At 64.0% G+C, this 14,479-nt stretch carries 15 protein-coding genes; 11 read left to right on the top strand and 4 right to left on the bottom strand.

All coding sequences use genetic code 11. The features are described 5' to 3' along the window. Positions 1-49 precede the first annotated feature (49 nt). The 6 genes from ROS217_RS09955 (at position 50) to ROS217_RS09930 (ending at position 7,352) form a co-directional block, all read left to right on the top strand. Positions 50-964: a 3-keto-5-aminohexanoate cleavage protein gene (locus ROS217_RS09955; protein WP_009817598.1), complete on the top strand. Its 915-nt coding sequence runs from the start codon at positions 50-52 to the stop codon at positions 962-964. Continuing rightward, the gene (locus ROS217_RS09950; protein ID WP_009817597.1) at positions 961-1,722 is read left to right on the top strand and encodes an SDR family oxidoreductase; all 762 of its coding nucleotides are present in this window, start codon (positions 961-963) and stop codon (positions 1,720-1,722) included. Before ROS217_RS09955 ends, ROS217_RS09950 begins: the two co-directional genes overlap by 4 nt. Then, positions 1,722-3,131, top strand: a complete 1,410-nt coding sequence (locus ROS217_RS09945) for a carnitine 3-dehydrogenase (RefSeq protein ID WP_009817596.1) — start codon at positions 1,722-1,724, stop codon at positions 3,129-3,131. Before ROS217_RS09950 ends, ROS217_RS09945 begins: the two co-directional genes overlap by 1 nt. A gap of 1 nt (position 3,132) precedes the next feature. After that, on the top strand, positions 3,133-4,293 hold the full coding sequence (locus ROS217_RS09940; RefSeq protein ID WP_009817595.1) for an acyl-CoA dehydrogenase family protein: 1,161 nt from the start codon (positions 3,133-3,135) through the stop codon (positions 4,291-4,293). A gap of 231 nt (positions 4,294-4,524) precedes the next feature. Beyond that, on the top strand, positions 4,525-6,570 hold the full coding sequence (locus ROS217_RS09935) for an acetate--CoA ligase family protein (protein ID WP_009817594.1): 2,046 nt from the start codon (positions 4,525-4,527) through the stop codon (positions 6,568-6,570). Then, complete coding sequence (locus ROS217_RS09930; RefSeq protein ID WP_009817593.1) at positions 6,567-7,352, top strand: carnitinyl-CoA dehydratase; 786 nt, start codon at positions 6,567-6,569, stop codon at positions 7,350-7,352. The genes ROS217_RS09935 and ROS217_RS09930 overlap by 4 nt, the downstream gene beginning before the upstream one ends. A gap of 288 nt (positions 7,353-7,640) precedes the next feature. Here the strand turns inward: ROS217_RS09930 and ROS217_RS09925 are convergent, their stop codons facing one another. Next, positions 7,641-8,096, bottom strand: a complete 456-nt coding sequence (locus ROS217_RS09925) for a GAF domain-containing protein (RefSeq protein ID WP_009817592.1) — start codon at positions 8,094-8,096, stop codon at positions 7,641-7,643. A gap of 125 nt (positions 8,097-8,221) precedes the next feature. Between ROS217_RS09925 and ROS217_RS09920 the strand changes: the two genes are divergently transcribed. Then, positions 8,222-8,686 carry a GNAT family N-acetyltransferase gene (locus ROS217_RS09920; protein ID WP_009817591.1) on the top strand — a complete coding sequence of 155 codons (465 nt, stop codon included), beginning with the start codon at positions 8,222-8,224 and terminating at the stop codon, positions 8,684-8,686. 6 nt (positions 8,687-8,692) lie between these two features. On the opposite strand, the gene ROS217_RS09915 is transcribed toward ROS217_RS09920, so the two are convergent. After that, the gene (locus ROS217_RS09915) at positions 8,693-9,865 is read right to left on the bottom strand and encodes a thiolase family protein (protein WP_009817590.1); all 1,173 of its coding nucleotides are present in this window, start codon (positions 9,863-9,865) and stop codon (positions 8,693-8,695) included. Between the two features lie 94 nt (positions 9,866-9,959). Between ROS217_RS09915 and ROS217_RS09910 the strand changes: the two genes are divergently transcribed. The 3 genes from ROS217_RS09910 to ROS217_RS09900 all read left to right on the top strand — a co-directional run bounded on the left by ROS217_RS09910 (position 9,960) and on the right by ROS217_RS09900 (position 12,628). Next, positions 9,960-10,298, top strand: a complete 339-nt coding sequence (locus tag ROS217_RS09910) for an STAS domain-containing protein (protein ID WP_009817589.1) — start codon at positions 9,960-9,962, stop codon at positions 10,296-10,298. Positions 10,299-10,441: 143 nt separating this feature from the next. Then, a complete protein-coding gene (locus ROS217_RS09905; RefSeq protein WP_009817588.1) occupies positions 10,442-10,828 on the top strand; it encodes an ATP-binding protein in 387 nt (128 codons plus the stop codon). Positions 10,829-11,050: 222 nt separating this feature from the next. Beyond that, entirely contained in the window at positions 11,051-12,628 is a 1,578-nt protein-coding gene (locus tag ROS217_RS09900) for a gamma-glutamyltransferase family protein (RefSeq protein WP_009817587.1), read from the top strand. A 40-nt stretch (positions 12,629-12,668) separates the two neighbouring features. Here ROS217_RS09900 and hspQ read toward each other — a convergent pair whose 3' ends face one another. Continuing rightward, positions 12,669-12,995 (bottom strand): heat shock protein HspQ, encoded by a 327-nt coding sequence (hspQ, locus tag ROS217_RS09895; RefSeq protein ID WP_009817586.1) that lies wholly within the window; start codon positions 12,993-12,995, stop codon positions 12,669-12,671. A 190-nt stretch (positions 12,996-13,185) separates the two neighbouring features. On the opposite strand from hspQ, the gene ROS217_RS09890 reads away from it, so the two are divergent. Beyond that, positions 13,186-13,782, top strand: coding sequence for a transglycosylase SLT domain-containing protein (locus ROS217_RS09890; RefSeq protein WP_009817584.1), 597 nt, complete (start codon positions 13,186-13,188; stop codon positions 13,780-13,782). A gap of 36 nt (positions 13,783-13,818) precedes the next feature. Here the strand turns inward: ROS217_RS09890 and ROS217_RS09885 are convergent, their stop codons facing one another. After that, complete coding sequence (locus ROS217_RS09885) at positions 13,819-14,424, bottom strand: LolA family protein (RefSeq protein ID WP_009817583.1); 606 nt, start codon at positions 14,422-14,424, stop codon at positions 13,819-13,821. Positions 14,425-14,479 lie beyond the last annotated feature (55 nt).

Here is a 14,479-nt window from a genome sequence, read left to right as displayed (position 1 = left end):
GCCCTGCCAGCACGTTAGGCTGAGGCCAACACCCAAGCCGGAGGATACCATGCCGCTCACCATGAACCGCGAGGTTTTCATCACCTGTGCCGTCACCGGATCGGGGGCGACGCAGGACAAAAGCCCGCATGTCCCGCGCTCGCCCAAGGACATCGCCGAGAGCGCGATTGCCGCCGCCAAGGCAGGGGCCGCCGTGGTGCATTGCCATGTGCGCGACCCCGAAACCGGCGCGCCCTCGCGCGATCTCAAACTCTTTCGCGAGTTGACCGACCGCATCCGCGACAGCGACACCGATGTGGTGCTCAATCTGACGGCGGGGATGGGTGGCGACATGATCTTTGGCGGCGTGGAATCGCCTCTGCCGCTCTCGCCCAAGGGCACCGATATGGCCGGTGCCACCGAGCGTGTCGCCCATGTCGCCGAATGCCTGCCAGAAATCTGCACCCTCGACTGCGGCACGATGAATTTCGCCGAGGCCGATTATGTCATGACCAACACCCCCGGCATGTTGCAGGCCATGGGCCGGATGATGACAGACCTGGGCGTAAAGCCCGAGATTGAGGCGTTTGACACCGGCCATCTGTGGTTTGCCAAGCAACTGGTCAAGGATGGCATTCTGGAGCCCGACGCGCTGGTGCAGCTTTGCATGGGCGTGCCATGGGGGGCGCCGGACGATCTCAACACCTTCATGGCGATGGTGAATAACGTGCCAGAGAATTGGACCTTTTCCGCCTTTGCCCTTGGTCGCCACCAGATGCCCTATGTTGCGGCTTCGGTGCTGGCGGGCGGGCATGTGCGCGTGGGGCTCGAGGATAATCTCATGCTCGACCGCGGCGTGCTGGCCACCAATGCACAACTGGTCGAGCGGGCAAAGGACATCATCGAGGGCTTGGGCGCGCGCCTGATGACCCCCGCCGAAGTGCGCGAAAAACTGCGCCTGACCAAACGGGCGCCGCGCGGATGAACCAGCGCGTGGTGATCACCGGCGGCGCGTCGGGGATCGGGCGGCGCTTGGCCGAACGCTTTGCCGCGCGCGGCGACCGGGTGGCGATTTGCGATGCCGATGGCGATGCGGTGGCCCGGATGCAGGCCGATCATCCCGCGATGATCGCGCATCAGGCCGATGTGACCGACGAGGCGCAGATGACGGCCTTTCTCGGGCATGTCGAGGTTACGTGGGGCGGGGCCGATGTGCTCTGCGCCAATGCCGGCACCGGCGGCCCCGCAGGCCGGATCGAGGATCTGGACTATGCCGCATGGCAGGCCTGCGTCGGCGTCAACCTCTTTGGCGCCTTCCTCGCCTGTCGCTGGGCCGCGCAGGTGATGCGGGCGCAAGGATCGGGGCTGATCCTGATCACCACCTCCACCTCCGGCCTGCATGGCGTGCCCTACCGCACGCCCTATGTGGCGGCGAAATGGGGGCTTGTGGGGCTAACCAAGACACTGGCGATGGAGCTTGGCCCCGCAGGCGTGCGCGTCAACGCCATCGCCCCCGGCGCGGTCGAAGGCCCGCGGATGGAGCGTGTCGTGGAGATGGAGGCCCGCGCCTCTGGCCGGAGTGAGGATGAGGTTCGCACGCTTTACGCGCGCGGCACCAGCCTGCGCACATGGGTCACGGCGGATGATCTGGCGGATATGGCGCTTTTCCTCGCCTCCCCCGCAGCAAACAAGATAACGGGCCAGATACTGGCCGTGGACGGACATACGGAGAGCATGGTCTAATGACGAGAACAGCAGCAATCATCGGCGGTGGCGTGATCGGCGGCGGCTGGGCCGCGCGTTTCCTTCTCAATGGCTGGGATGTGCGGGTGTTCGACCCCGACCCAGAGGCCGCACGCAAGATCGACGCGGTGCTGGCCAATGCCCGCCACGCCCTGCCCATGCTCTATGACGTGGCCCTCCCCCCAGAAGGCACGCTTAGCTTTCACACGACAATGTCCGAAACCGTCATGGGCGCAGAATGGATACAGGAAAGCGTGCCCGAGCGGCTGGAACTGAAACGCAAGGTGTTCCAAACCCTGCAGGAGCATTGCGATCCGGCGGCCATCATCGGCTCGTCCACGTCCGGCTTCAAACCGTCGGAATTGCAGGGCTGCGCCACGCGCCCGGAACAGATCGTCGTCACCCATCCGTTCAACCCGGTCTACCTCTTGCCGCTGATCGAACTGGTGACAACCGAGAAAAACGATGCGGCCGTTATCGCCCGCGCCAAGGATATCCTGACATCGCTCGGCCACTTCCCCCTGCATGTGCAAAAGGAAATCGACGCTCATATTGCCGACCGCTTCCTCGAGGCCGTCTGGCGCGAGGCGCTCTGGCTGATCAAGGACGGCATCGCCACCACCGAGGAAATCGACAACGCCATCCGCTATGGCTTTGGCCTGCGCTGGGGGCAAATGGGCCTGTTTGAGACCTACCGCATCGCGGGTGGCGAGGCGGGCATGAAACATTTCATCGACCAGTTCGGCCCCTGTCTGCAATGGCCCTGGACCAAGCTGATGGATGTGCCGGAGTTGACCGAGGACTTGGCCCAGATGATCGCCGATCAATCGGATGCGCAATCGGGTCATTTGACGATCCGCGAACTCGAACGCAAACGCGACAATAACCTTGTCGCCATGCTGCGCGCGCTGCGCCAACAGGGCAATGCGGCGGGACGGCTGATCAACGAACATCAGGCAACGATCACTGCCCCGCTCAGCGACAGCACGCCCATTATCAGTGCCCGCCGCGTGATCCCAGCGGATTGGACCGATTACAACGGCCATATGAACGAGGGCCGCTTTGGCCAGCTCTTCAGCGACGCCGCCGATGCGGTGATGGCCCATGTCGGCGCGGATGCCGCCTATATCGCGGGCGGTCTCAGCTATTTCACGGTCGAGAACACCATCAGCTTTCTGGCCGAAGCCCATGCCGGCGAATATGTCCGCGTCGAGACGCGTGTGACCCAAGGCGAGGGCAAGAAACTCCGCTGTTTCCACGAGATGAAGCGCGAGAGCGACGGCGCACTCTTGGCGACCTCGGATCAGTTCATGCTGCATGTCGATCTCACCTCCCGCAAATCCTGCGATCCGCGTGCCGATGTGCTGGCGCGGGTCGAGGCGCTTGCCAAGCTGCACAAGGAGGCCTGAGATGCACTTCGGACTGACCGACGAGCAAGAGATGATCGTCTCCACCGTGCGCAGCTTTGTCGAGAATGAGATTTACCCCCACGAAGCCCTTGTCGAGCGCACCGGCGAGGTGCCCCCCGACGTGGCCCAAGCCATCAAGCAGAAAACCATCGACCTTGGCTTTTACGCCTGCAATTTCCCCGAGGCTGTGGGCGGCGCGGGCCTCTCCCATCTCGAATTCGCCCTCGTTGAACGCGAATTGGGGCGCGGCTCCATGGCGCTCACGCATTTCTTTGGGCGGCCGCAGAATATCCTGATGGCCTGCAAGGGCGAACAGATCGAGCGCTACCTGCATCCGGCGGTGCGCGGCGAGCGGATGGATGCGCTCGCCATGACCGAACCGGGGGCCGGATCGGACGTGCGCGGCATGAAATGCACGGCGCGCCGGGATGGCGGTGATTGGGTGCTCAACGGCACCAAGCATTTCATTTCGGGCGCCGATCACGCCGATTTCGTCATCGTCTTTGTCGCCACCGGCGAGGATCAGACCGACAAGGGGCCGAAAAAGCGGATCACCACCTTCCTCGTGGATCGCGGCACGCCGGGCTTTACCATCCGCGACGGATACAAATCCGTCAGCCATCGCGGCTACAAGAACATGGTGCTGGAATTCGACGATTGCCGCCTGCCGGGTGCCCAGGTGCTGGGCGAGGTCGATGGCGGCTTTGCGGTCATGAACGACTGGCTCTACGCCACGCGGATCACCGTAGCCACCATGGCGGTGGGCCGCGCGCGCCGCTGCTTTGACCACGCGCTGCGCTATGCGGCGGAGCGGGAACAATTCGGGCAGGCGATCGGCAAGTTCCAGGGCGTCAGCTTTCAACTGGCCGACATGATCACCGAGATCGACGCGGCCGATCTTTTGACCCTCAACGCCGCCTGGCGGCTGGATCAGGGCCTGCCCGCCAACCGCGAGATTGCCAGCGCCAAGCTCTATGCCTCGGAAATGCTGGCCCGCGTGACCGATGCCACGCTGCAAATCCACGGCGGTATGGGGCTGATGGACGACCTCCCGATCGAGCGGTTCTGGCGCGATGCACGGGTCGAACGCATCTGGGACGGCACGTCCGAGATCCAGCGCCATATCATCAGCCGCGAGATGCTGCGGCCTTTGGGAGCGTAAGAGTTTTGATGCCACCGGCGGGGATATTTGCAGCAAGAAGAAAGGGGGAGACCGGCGTCCGGCCATCCCCCGGAGAGGACAATGCCTTTCTCCTTGCACGGTCATCGGCGTCCCCGCCTGTACCGTGGGACATGATTAGCGATGCGCGGTTAACAGACCGTTATGGCCGCTTCTTCTTGCCAGAAATATCCCCGCCGGAGGCATCCGACCTCTTTTCTCAAGGCCAGCCCCATGCGTGACCTCTCCCGCCTCCTGCGCCCCGCCTCCATCGCCGTGATTGGCGGCGGCACATGGTGTGCCAATCTCATCCGCCAATGCGCGGCCATGGGCTTTGCCGGGCCGGTCTGGCCAGTGCATCCGACCAAGGCGGAGATCGGCGGCGCGCGCGCCTATCCGTCGCTTGACGCCCTGCCCGGCGTGCCCGATGCGGTCTTTGTCGGCGTTAACCGCGAGGCGACGATCACAACCATTGCGCAGCTTCGGGATATGGGCGCGGGCGGCGCTGTCTGCTTTGCCGCAGGCTTTCTCGAGGCCGAGGCAGAGCTGGGCGACGGTGCGCAGATGCAGGCGCGACTGCTGCAAGCGGCGGGCGCGATGCCGATTATCGGCCCCAATTGCTATGGCTTCGTCAATTACCTCGATGGTGCGCTGCTCTGGCCTGATCAGCATGGCGGGCAACGCTGCAAGAGCGGCGTGGCGATCCTCACGCAAAGCTCGAACATCGCCATCAACCTCAGCATGCAGGCGCGCGGCCTGCCGATTGCCTATCTCATGACGGTGGGCAATCAGGCGCAGTTGGGTCTTGCCGACCTTGGCCGTGCGCTTCTTGAGGATCCCCGCGTCACCGCCCTTGGCCTGCATATCGAGGGGGTGGGTGATCTGCGCGCCGTTGAGGCCTTGGCCGAGGCTGGGCACAAGGCGGGCAAATCCATCGTTGCGCTCAAATCCGGGCGCTCGGACCAAGCGCGCGCCGCCACGCAATCGCACACCGCCTCATTGGCCGGGAGTGGCGCGGGGGCGGCCGCCCTCTTGGCGCGGTTGGGCATCGCGCAGGTCACATCCCTGCCACAGATGCTGGAAACCCTGAAACTGCTGCATTTTGCAGGCCCCTTGCCGGGCAATGCTATAGCCTCGATCTCTTGTTCTGGCGGCGAGGCGAGCCTGATGGCCGACACCGCCCTTGAACACGACGTTACCTTGCCGCCGCTCACCCCCGCACAGGCCAGCGCCCTGCGCGCCGCCCTCGGACCACGGGTGGCTCTGGCCAACCCGCTGGACTACCACACCTTTATCTGGGGCGATGTGCCTGCCATGGCCGCGACATTCACCGCCGCCCTTGATGGCCCCGCCGACATCGGCGTGCTGATCGCCGATTTTCCGCGTCCCGACCGCTGCGATCCCGCTGCCTGGGACTGTATTTTCGAGGCGGGCGCAGAGGCGCAAGGCCGGGTGGGCAAGCCGCTCGCCCTGATCGCCACCCTGCCCGATTGCCTGTCCGAGAGCGTGGCCGAGCGCGCCATTGCAAGCGGTTTGATCCCACTGGCCGGGCTGGATGATGGTCTTGCCGCCATTGCCCACGCCGCGTGGCTGGGACAGGCGCGCACCACACCGGCCCCCCTGCTTCTGCCCGGCACGCCCGCGCAGCCCCGCACCTTGACCGAGGCCGAGGCCAAGGCCGCGCTCGCCGCCCATGGTTTGCGCATCCCGCAGGCCCGCCGCGCCACCTCTGCTGCTGATCTCACCCCGATCCTCACCGCCATGCCCCTGCCATTGGTGATCAAGGCCGAGGGGCTGGCGCATAAGACCGAAGCCGGCGGCGTGGTCTTTGTCCGCCACGCGGGCGACCGTCCCGAGGCAGAGGCCACGGCCCGCGCCATGCCCTGTCAAAGCTGGCTGATCGAGGAGATGATCGCGGGCACGATTGCGGAACTGCTGATCGGTGTGCTGCGTGATCCGGCGCATGGTTTCGTGCTGACGCTGGGCGCGGGTGGCACGCTCACCGAGATCCTGCGCGATACAACCTGCCTGCTCTTGCCGGTGACGGAGTCGGACATTACGCAGGCGTTGAACCGCCTGCGCCTTGCACCCCTGCTGGGCGGCTATCGCGGCCAACCCGCCGCCGACCGCGCCGCCATCCTGCGGGCGGTCATGGCGGTTCAGGACTGTGTGACCGCCCATGCCGACAGCCTGGAAGAGGTGGAAATCAACCCGCTCCTCTGCACCGCCAAGGACGCAGTTGCCGTGGATGCGCTCATCACCAAGGGAGAGAGACCATGACCGACACCCCCATTCGCACCGAACGCAACGGAGCCGTGCTTGAGGTGACACTGGACCGCCCCAAGGCGAATGCCATCGACGCCGCCACCAGCCGAATCATGGGTGAGGTGTTTCGCGCGTTCCGCGACGATCCCGAGCTGCGCGTGGCGATCCTGACCGGGGCGGGCGAAAAGTTCTTTTGCCCCGGCTGGGATCTCAAATCCGCCGCAGAGGGCGAGGCGCCGGACAGCGACTATGGCGTCGGCGGCTTTGGCGGATTGCAGGAATTGCGCGGGCTGAACAAGCCGGTGATTGCCGCGATCAATGGCATCGCCTGTGGCGGCGGGCTGGAACTGGCGCTGTCGGCGGACATTATCCTTGCCGCTGAGCACGCCAGTTTTGCCTTGCCCGAAATCCGGTCCGGCACCGTGGCCGATGCCGCCAGCGTGAAACTACCCAAACGCATCCCCTATCACATCGCCATGGAACTCCTGATCACGGGCCGCTGGTTTGATGCAGAAGAGGCCGCGCACTGGGGGCTGGTCAACCATATCCACCCCGCCGACCGGCTGATGACCGAGGCCCGTGCCATGGCCCAGACCATCGCCAATGGCCCGCCGCTCGTCTATGCCGCGATCAAGGAAATCGTGCGCGAGGCCGAGGCGCTGCGCTTTCAGGATGCGATGAACCGGATCACCCGGCGCCAGTTCGAGACGGTGGATAGTCTCTACGCCTCTGAGGATCAGCAAGAGGGCGCGCGCGCCTTTGCCGAAAAGCGTGATCCGGTGTGGAAGGGGCGTTGACTAGGTTTCGATTGGGCAGAGCGGGGAATGGCCTGAAGGGGACATTGGCCCCAACTGGTGAGACGCGCGGTGCCCGTCCGCCGGGTGGGCGCTGCGACTTGGTCGGCTGGCACTTTATATCTGCCATACACTCCCGCGATTTCAAGAGACTGCAACATTGCAAAAGCGCCCGCCCGAGGGGGCGGACGGGCGCTGCGCGGCGGCGCGTGCCGCGCCTTGATTCCGCGCTTTGGGCATTGAGGCCAATGTCCCCTTCAGGCCAAAACCCGTCTGCCGCCTCCCAGCCCCTCAAATCCGTCCGAACACAGCCGCCAGTATCTCGCCAAGCCGTGCGGCGTCTTCCTCGGTAAAGGCCGCCTGTTGATCGCTGTCGATATCGAACACCGCAATCAACCGCCCCGCCCCATCCCGCACCGGCAACACGATCTCGGACCGGGTGGAACTGGCACAGGCGATATGATCCGGAAAGGCCTCGACATCCGGCACCAAATGCACCGTGCCCATGCGCGCCGCAGCGCCACAGACACCGCGTGAAAATGGGATGCTCAGGCATCCATGCCCGCCCTGATAGGGTCCGATCTTGAGCATTTCGGGCGCTGTCACACGGTAAAACCCGGTCCAGTCAAACCGATCATCGGCATGATGCACCTCGCACACCACCGTGGCCATGAGCGCAACCTCGTCGCTCTCCCCCTCGGTGAGCGCGGCGATGGTCCGTGCGATATGGTCATAATCAATCCGCATGCCCGCGATATGCCACGCCCTGCGATCCAATACCAGAGCCTGCGATCCGGTTGCATCCTGTGCCCGACCATGGCAAAGACGCGCCCCGAATACGAATCCGACATCGACTATAAGGAAACCGACACATGTCCCGTCTGAGCCTGCACCGCAACCTGACCCGTGATCTGGAACCGCTGGCGCGGCTTTTGACTGACAAGGATGATCTGACGCTGGTCAATCCGCAGGCCAGCCATCCGTTCGACGCGCGCGAATGGGCGCTGAAATGGGTGGGCGATCTTGAGGACGAGACCTTTTATCTCTGTGACGAAGACGGGCACGAAGTGGGCTTTTTCGCCCTGCGCGTCGGCGTCGGCCCCGAAGTGCGCCACCTCACCTATGTCTTTGTCGAAGAACGTATGCGCGGCGGCACCGGCGAGGTGCTCTTGTCCCTCGCCGAAGAGGCCGCGCGCCAACTCAACGCGCTGACCATCACCCTCAAGGTGGAGCTCGACAACGCGCCCGCGCTCAACCTCTATCGCAAGGCGGGATACGAGGAATTGTCGCGCCGTCGGGGCATGGCCACCATGCGGCGCGATCTAGAGGCGGCTTGAACCGGATCAGACCCGTTCAATCGCAATCGCAGTCCCCTCGCCGCCACCGATACAGATGGCGGCCACGCCACGGCGCAGCCCGCGTGTTTCCAATGCGTTGAGCAGCGTCACCATGATCCGCGCGCCGGACGCACCAATCGGATGACCGAGCGCACAGGCCCCGCCATTGACGTTGATCCGCTCCCGCGCCACGCCCATCTCGTGCATGAATGCCATGGGCACCACCGCAAAGGCCTCGTTCACCTCCCAGAGATCGACATCCGCCACGCTCCAGCCCAGCCGGTCCAAGAGCTTGCGCGCCGCAGGCACCGGCGCGGTGGTAAAGAGGCTTGGGGCCTGCGCATGGCTCGCATGCCCCATGATCCGGGCGCGAATTTGCAAGCCTCGCGCCTCTGCTGCCGCGTGCGACGCCAGCACCAGCGCCGCCGCGCCATCGCTGATCGACGAGGAATTGGCCGCCGTCACCGTGCCGCCCGCGCGAAACGCCGGTTTCAGCGTCGGGATCTTCTCGGGCCGCGCGTTGGCGGGTTGCTCATCGGCGGAGATCACCGCCTCGCCCTTGCGGGTCCGGACCGTGACCGGGGCAATCTCGCGCGCGAAGGCACCCGAGGCCTGCGCCTCCAGCGCGCCCTGTAGCGAGGCCAGAGCATAGGCATCCTGCGCCTCGCGGGTGAACTGAAATGCCTCGGCGCAATCTTCGGCAAAGGTGCCCATCAGGCGACCCTTGTCATAGGCATCCTCCAGCCCGTCGAGAAACATGTGATCGACCACCTGCGTATGACCCAAGCGCGCACCGCCGCGCATCTTGGGCAAAAGGTAGGGCGCGCCCGACATCGATTCCATGCCGCCCGCGATCATCACCTCAACTTGGCCCAGCGCGATCTGGTCAAAGGCCAGCATCGCCGCCTTCATCCCCGATCCGCACATCTTGTTGAGCGTGGTGGCTGGCACCTCTTCGCCAAGGCCGCCCAGAAACCCGGCCTGCCGCGCCGGGGCTTGCCCCTGCCCTGCGGGCAGCACGCAGCCCATCAGCACCTCATCGACGGTCTTGGCCCCGGCATCCGCCAGTGCGGCGCGAATCGCAACCCCGCCCAGTTCCGCCGCCGACACCCCATCGAAATCGCCTTGAAATCCGCCCATGGGCGTGCGCGACGCCCCTGCGATCACCACATCTTGCATCTTTGCCTCCTCGCAAATCCTGATCCTGCATACCGAATGGTAAGGAATTGGGTCTAGCGTGCCCTGTATTACTACGTATCCCGCCGGAGGCACCATGGATCTGCAATCCACCCAGTATTCTCATATGACCATCATCACGGTTGGCGAGGCGCGCATTGATGCCGCCGCCGCCATCCGGTTCAAGGACGCCATGCGCGCCGCCACCGCGACCGGGGCGGGACATGTGGTGCTGGACCTCAGCAATGTGACCTTTGTCGATTCGAGCGGTCTGGGCGCGATTGTCGCCGCGATGAAACAGATGGGGGGGGCGCGGCGGCTCGATCTGGCCGGGCTCACGCCTGATGTCGCCAAGGTGTTTCGCCTGACCCGGATGGAATCGGTCTTTACGATCCATGATGATATCCTCGATCTCAGATCCCGCGCCACCGGGTGACCCGGTTGAGCGCGCAGCGCCATGACCATCACCAAAGGGAGCGCGCGTTGACCCAGCACGCCACACCACAGAGCAGACCGCAGAGCACACCACAGAGGACGTCACAGAGGTTCACACTCACCGCAACGGCGACGGACCTCACGGTGCGGGACATCCTCGCTCAGGCGCGGCACTGGCTGCAGGCGCAGGGAGTAGCAGACGAACTCTGTGGTTCAGTCGAACTCGCCTTGGCCGAGGCGCTCAACAATATCGTGGAACATGCCTATGCAGCGGACGCACGGGGCGCGATCCGCCTCGTCGCCATTCTGTCCCCGGCGCGGCTCATCTGCGTGCTCAGTGACCACGGCAGGGCCCTGCCCGGGCTTGAACTTCCCGGCGGCGATCGTCCTGCACACACCGTCGCGCGCGACGATCTGCCCGAGGGGGGATTCGGCTGGTTTCTGATTCGCGACCTCACGGACCGGATCGACTATCGCCGCCACGCGGGCTGGAACCACCTGACGCTCGACTTCGGGCTGATCGCGCCCTGATACAACCAGAGGAATCGCCCGCCGCAATTTTACCTCAATCTGAGCAAACTCACGCCGCACAGCCCCAGCATAACGAAGTCTGTAGCTGCATATGGCTTCCCTCGGCGGCGCGTGTAATTGCCCCCACCCAGCGCGCGACGCCGAGGTTTTACCGCCCCTCCCCGATTGGCAAATCCTGCGACTGCGCCTAGTGTCCTTTTACCACTGACACAAGGACACGATATGCGCGATTTTCATACGCCCGGCCGCTCGGCCACATTCGCCACCAATGGGATGTGCGCCACGTCGCATCCACTTGCGGCCAAGGCTGCGATCGACATGCTCGAACGCGGTGGCAACGCCATGGATGCCGCCATCGCGGGCGCGATCCTGCTGGGCCTCTGCGAGCCACAGATGACCGGCATCGGCGGTGATTGCTTTGTGCTTTTCAACGCGCCCGGCAGCAACACCATTCAGGCGCTCAACGGTTCTGGCCGCGCACCCGCTGGCGCCTCTGCCGCCGCGCTGCGTGCCGCAGGCCATGACACTGTGCCGCTCCAGAGCGCGCATGCGGTCACCGTCCCCGGTGCCATCGACGCCTTTTGCCAACTCAGCGCCGATCACGGGCGGCTTGGGCTCGATGCGCTCTTGGCCCCCGCCATCCGCTATGCCGAAGAGGGCGTGCCAGTGGCCCCCCGCGTGGCCTTTGACTGGCCCACAGCGGGCGCTGTGCTTCAGGGGCATGGCCGCACCCATTTCATGCCCACAGGCACCCCGCCCAAGGCAGGCCAGATGTTCCGCGCCCCCGGTCAGGCCGAGGTGCTGCGCCGCGTCGCCAAGGATGGCCGCGCCGCCTATTACGAGGGCGAAGTGGCCGAAGACATCCTCGCCACGCTCAACGCCATGGGCGGCACCCATACGGCCGCCGATTTCGCGGGCCAGCGCTGCGATTACACCACCCCGGTCAGCGGCGATTACAAAGGGGCCAATCTGGTCGAGCATCCACCAAACGGCCAGGGTGCCACCGCGATCCTGCTGCTCAACATCCTGAAACATTTCGATATGGCCAGCATGGACCCGTTTGGCGCAGAGCGTGTCCATATCGAGGCCGAGGCCACCAAGCTCGCCTATGACGCGCGCAACCGCTTTATCGCTGACCCCGATCACATGCGCAAACTCGACTATATGCTCTCGGATGAGACGGCTGCGAAACTGGCCGCGCTGATTGATCCCAAACGCGCCATGGCCGCCGCCAAGCCCCTGACCGAGTCGGTGCATCGCGACACGATCTATATTACCGTGGTGGACCGTGACCGGATGGCAGTGTCGCTGATCTATTCGATCTTTCACGGATTCGGTTCTGGCATCGCGTCCGAGAAATTCGGCGTGCTGCTGCAAAACCGCGGCGCGGGCTTTACTCTGGAAGAGGGTCATCCCAACGAATTCGGCGGCGGCAAGCGCCCGATGCACACGATCATCCCCGGCATGTTGACCGAGAATGGCCGCGTCACCATGCCCTTTGGCGTGATGGGCGGCTCGTATCAGTCAACGGGGCATGCGCGGATGGTGTCGAACCTGCGCGATTTCGGGATGGACCCGCAATCCGCCATCGACGCACCGCGCGCCTTTGCCGATCCTCTGGGCCTCAATCTTGAGCGGGGCTATGGCGACGATGTGGCACAGACCCTTGCCGACATGGGGCACGACATCCTGCGTCAACCCGGCCCCATCGGCGGTGCGCAGGCGATCTATATCCATGAGGACGGTGTTCTTGAGGGGGGCAGCGACCCGCGCAAGGACGGCTGCGCGCTCGCGTATTGAGATCGGAGAGGGTGCGCCAGTCCGGCGCGCCCTGCCTGCATCAGTTCAACTGGAAATGCAGCGGGTAATGCCCATCCTCGAACGGCCCGAAGAGATCGGGAATGTCCGGGTGATCCACCGGTTCGCCCGAATAATCGGCCACGAGGTTCTGTTCGCTCACATAGGCCACATAGTAGCTCTGCTCGTTTTCCGCCAGCAGGTGATAGAACGGCTGTTCCTTGGACGGGCGGCTGTCCTCGGGAATCGAGGCATACCATTCCTCGGTATTCGAGAACTGCGGATCGACATCAAAGATTACCCCGCGAAACGGGTGCTTCTTGTGACGGACCACTTGGCCCAGATGATATTTTGCACGTGTTCTAATCATATCGCGTTTGCCCCTACCTTTGGATTGTAAACCTTTCAAGGGTGGTTTGTCCAATAATCGGCTGAAACAGTTGGGAAACAGTCTGTGAACCCAGGCGTGACAGCGGACTTCGGCGCAAAGCCCGTGAATTCGTGATTCCCCCCGGAAACGCTTTCCGCTAAACTTGCAAAAAAAAGAGAGCGAGAGGCAAATGAGCAGAACTCTTCGCGCGTTGATGGTGTTGTTCGTGCTGGCCTCCTGTGGGGGCGGCAATGGCTATGGCACTGCCCCGCGCAATCTTGACCACGCATGCGCCATTCTGGATGAGCGCCCCGAATACGCCCGCGCCTTTCGCGCGACCGAGCGCAAATGGGGCGTGCCAGCCCATGTGCAGATGGCGACACTCTATCAGGAAAGCAAATTCATCAGCGATGCGCGCACGCCGTTTCGCTGGACGCTCGGCATTATCCCGACCGGACGAATCAGTTCGGCCTATGGCTATAGTCAGGCGCTCGATGGCACCTGGGAAGAGTATCAGCGCGCCACCGGCCAATACAGCGCGCGGCGGACCGATATCAGGGATGCCTCGGATTTCATGGGCTGGTACATGGCACAATCCAACGAACGGTTGGGCATTTCGCTCAGCGATGCGCGCAACCAGTATCTCGCCTATCACGAGGGGCGTACCGGATTCGCGCGTGCCAGTTACAACAGCAAACCGTGGCTGTTGCGTGTGGCGAGCGAGGTGGAAAGCCGGTCTCAGACCTATCGCGCCCAGCTTGGCACCTGCGCGCGTCGTCTGATCTGAAAGGGCAACGGCGGTTCGTCCGTCAGGCCGGGCCGCTTATCGGTCCATCCGCATGCGGTCCTTGCCGGGAATGACGAAACTGTCGTCATTCAGCCGGACATCGCGCTGCATGTCCCCCAGAACAACCGTGGTCTGACTGCCGCTGCCGTCATGGATCACCCATTGGCGCAATTCCACGGGGTTACCTGTAAAGACCAGATCAATGCTGCCGTATTCCGGGTTTGCCGGGTCTTGCGCCCGCACCGTGGTCGAGGTGCCGTCGCTGCCATACCCCACCACCATACGCTCGCGCGTCAGGTCCACGTTGCGTGCCAGAATGATCTTGAGCGGCGTGCGGTTGAGCGGATAGCCCTGCGGCCCGTCGTTCGAGCGCGGATCAATGATACCGACCGTATCGCCATCCGCCACCACCAACGCCTCTTCGGGCGGATCGTATTCGAACCGCACCCGACCGGGACGCTTGATCAGAATGCGCCCAGTGCTGATCGTGCCATCCTCATTAATCTGGGTAAAGGCACCCTGAGCGGTCTTCAACCCGTTGAGATAGGTGGAAATTTCCCCCAAAGACAGCTTTTCCGCCGCCGCCGGGAGGGCCATCGCCGCCCAGAGGACGGGCACCATGAGAATACGCATATGTTTCATGCTCTCAATTTAGGGCGTCCCGCGTGGGATTGCACCAGTGGCAGAGGTAAAAAAA

The sequence above is a fragment of the Roseovarius sp. 217 genome (assembly GCF_000152845.1).
In the GTDB taxonomy this organism is placed as follows: Bacteria; Pseudomonadota; Alphaproteobacteria; order Rhodobacterales; family Rhodobacteraceae; genus Roseovarius.
Note: the sequence above shows the minus strand (reverse complement) of the source record. Positions and strands in the feature narration are given on the sequence as shown.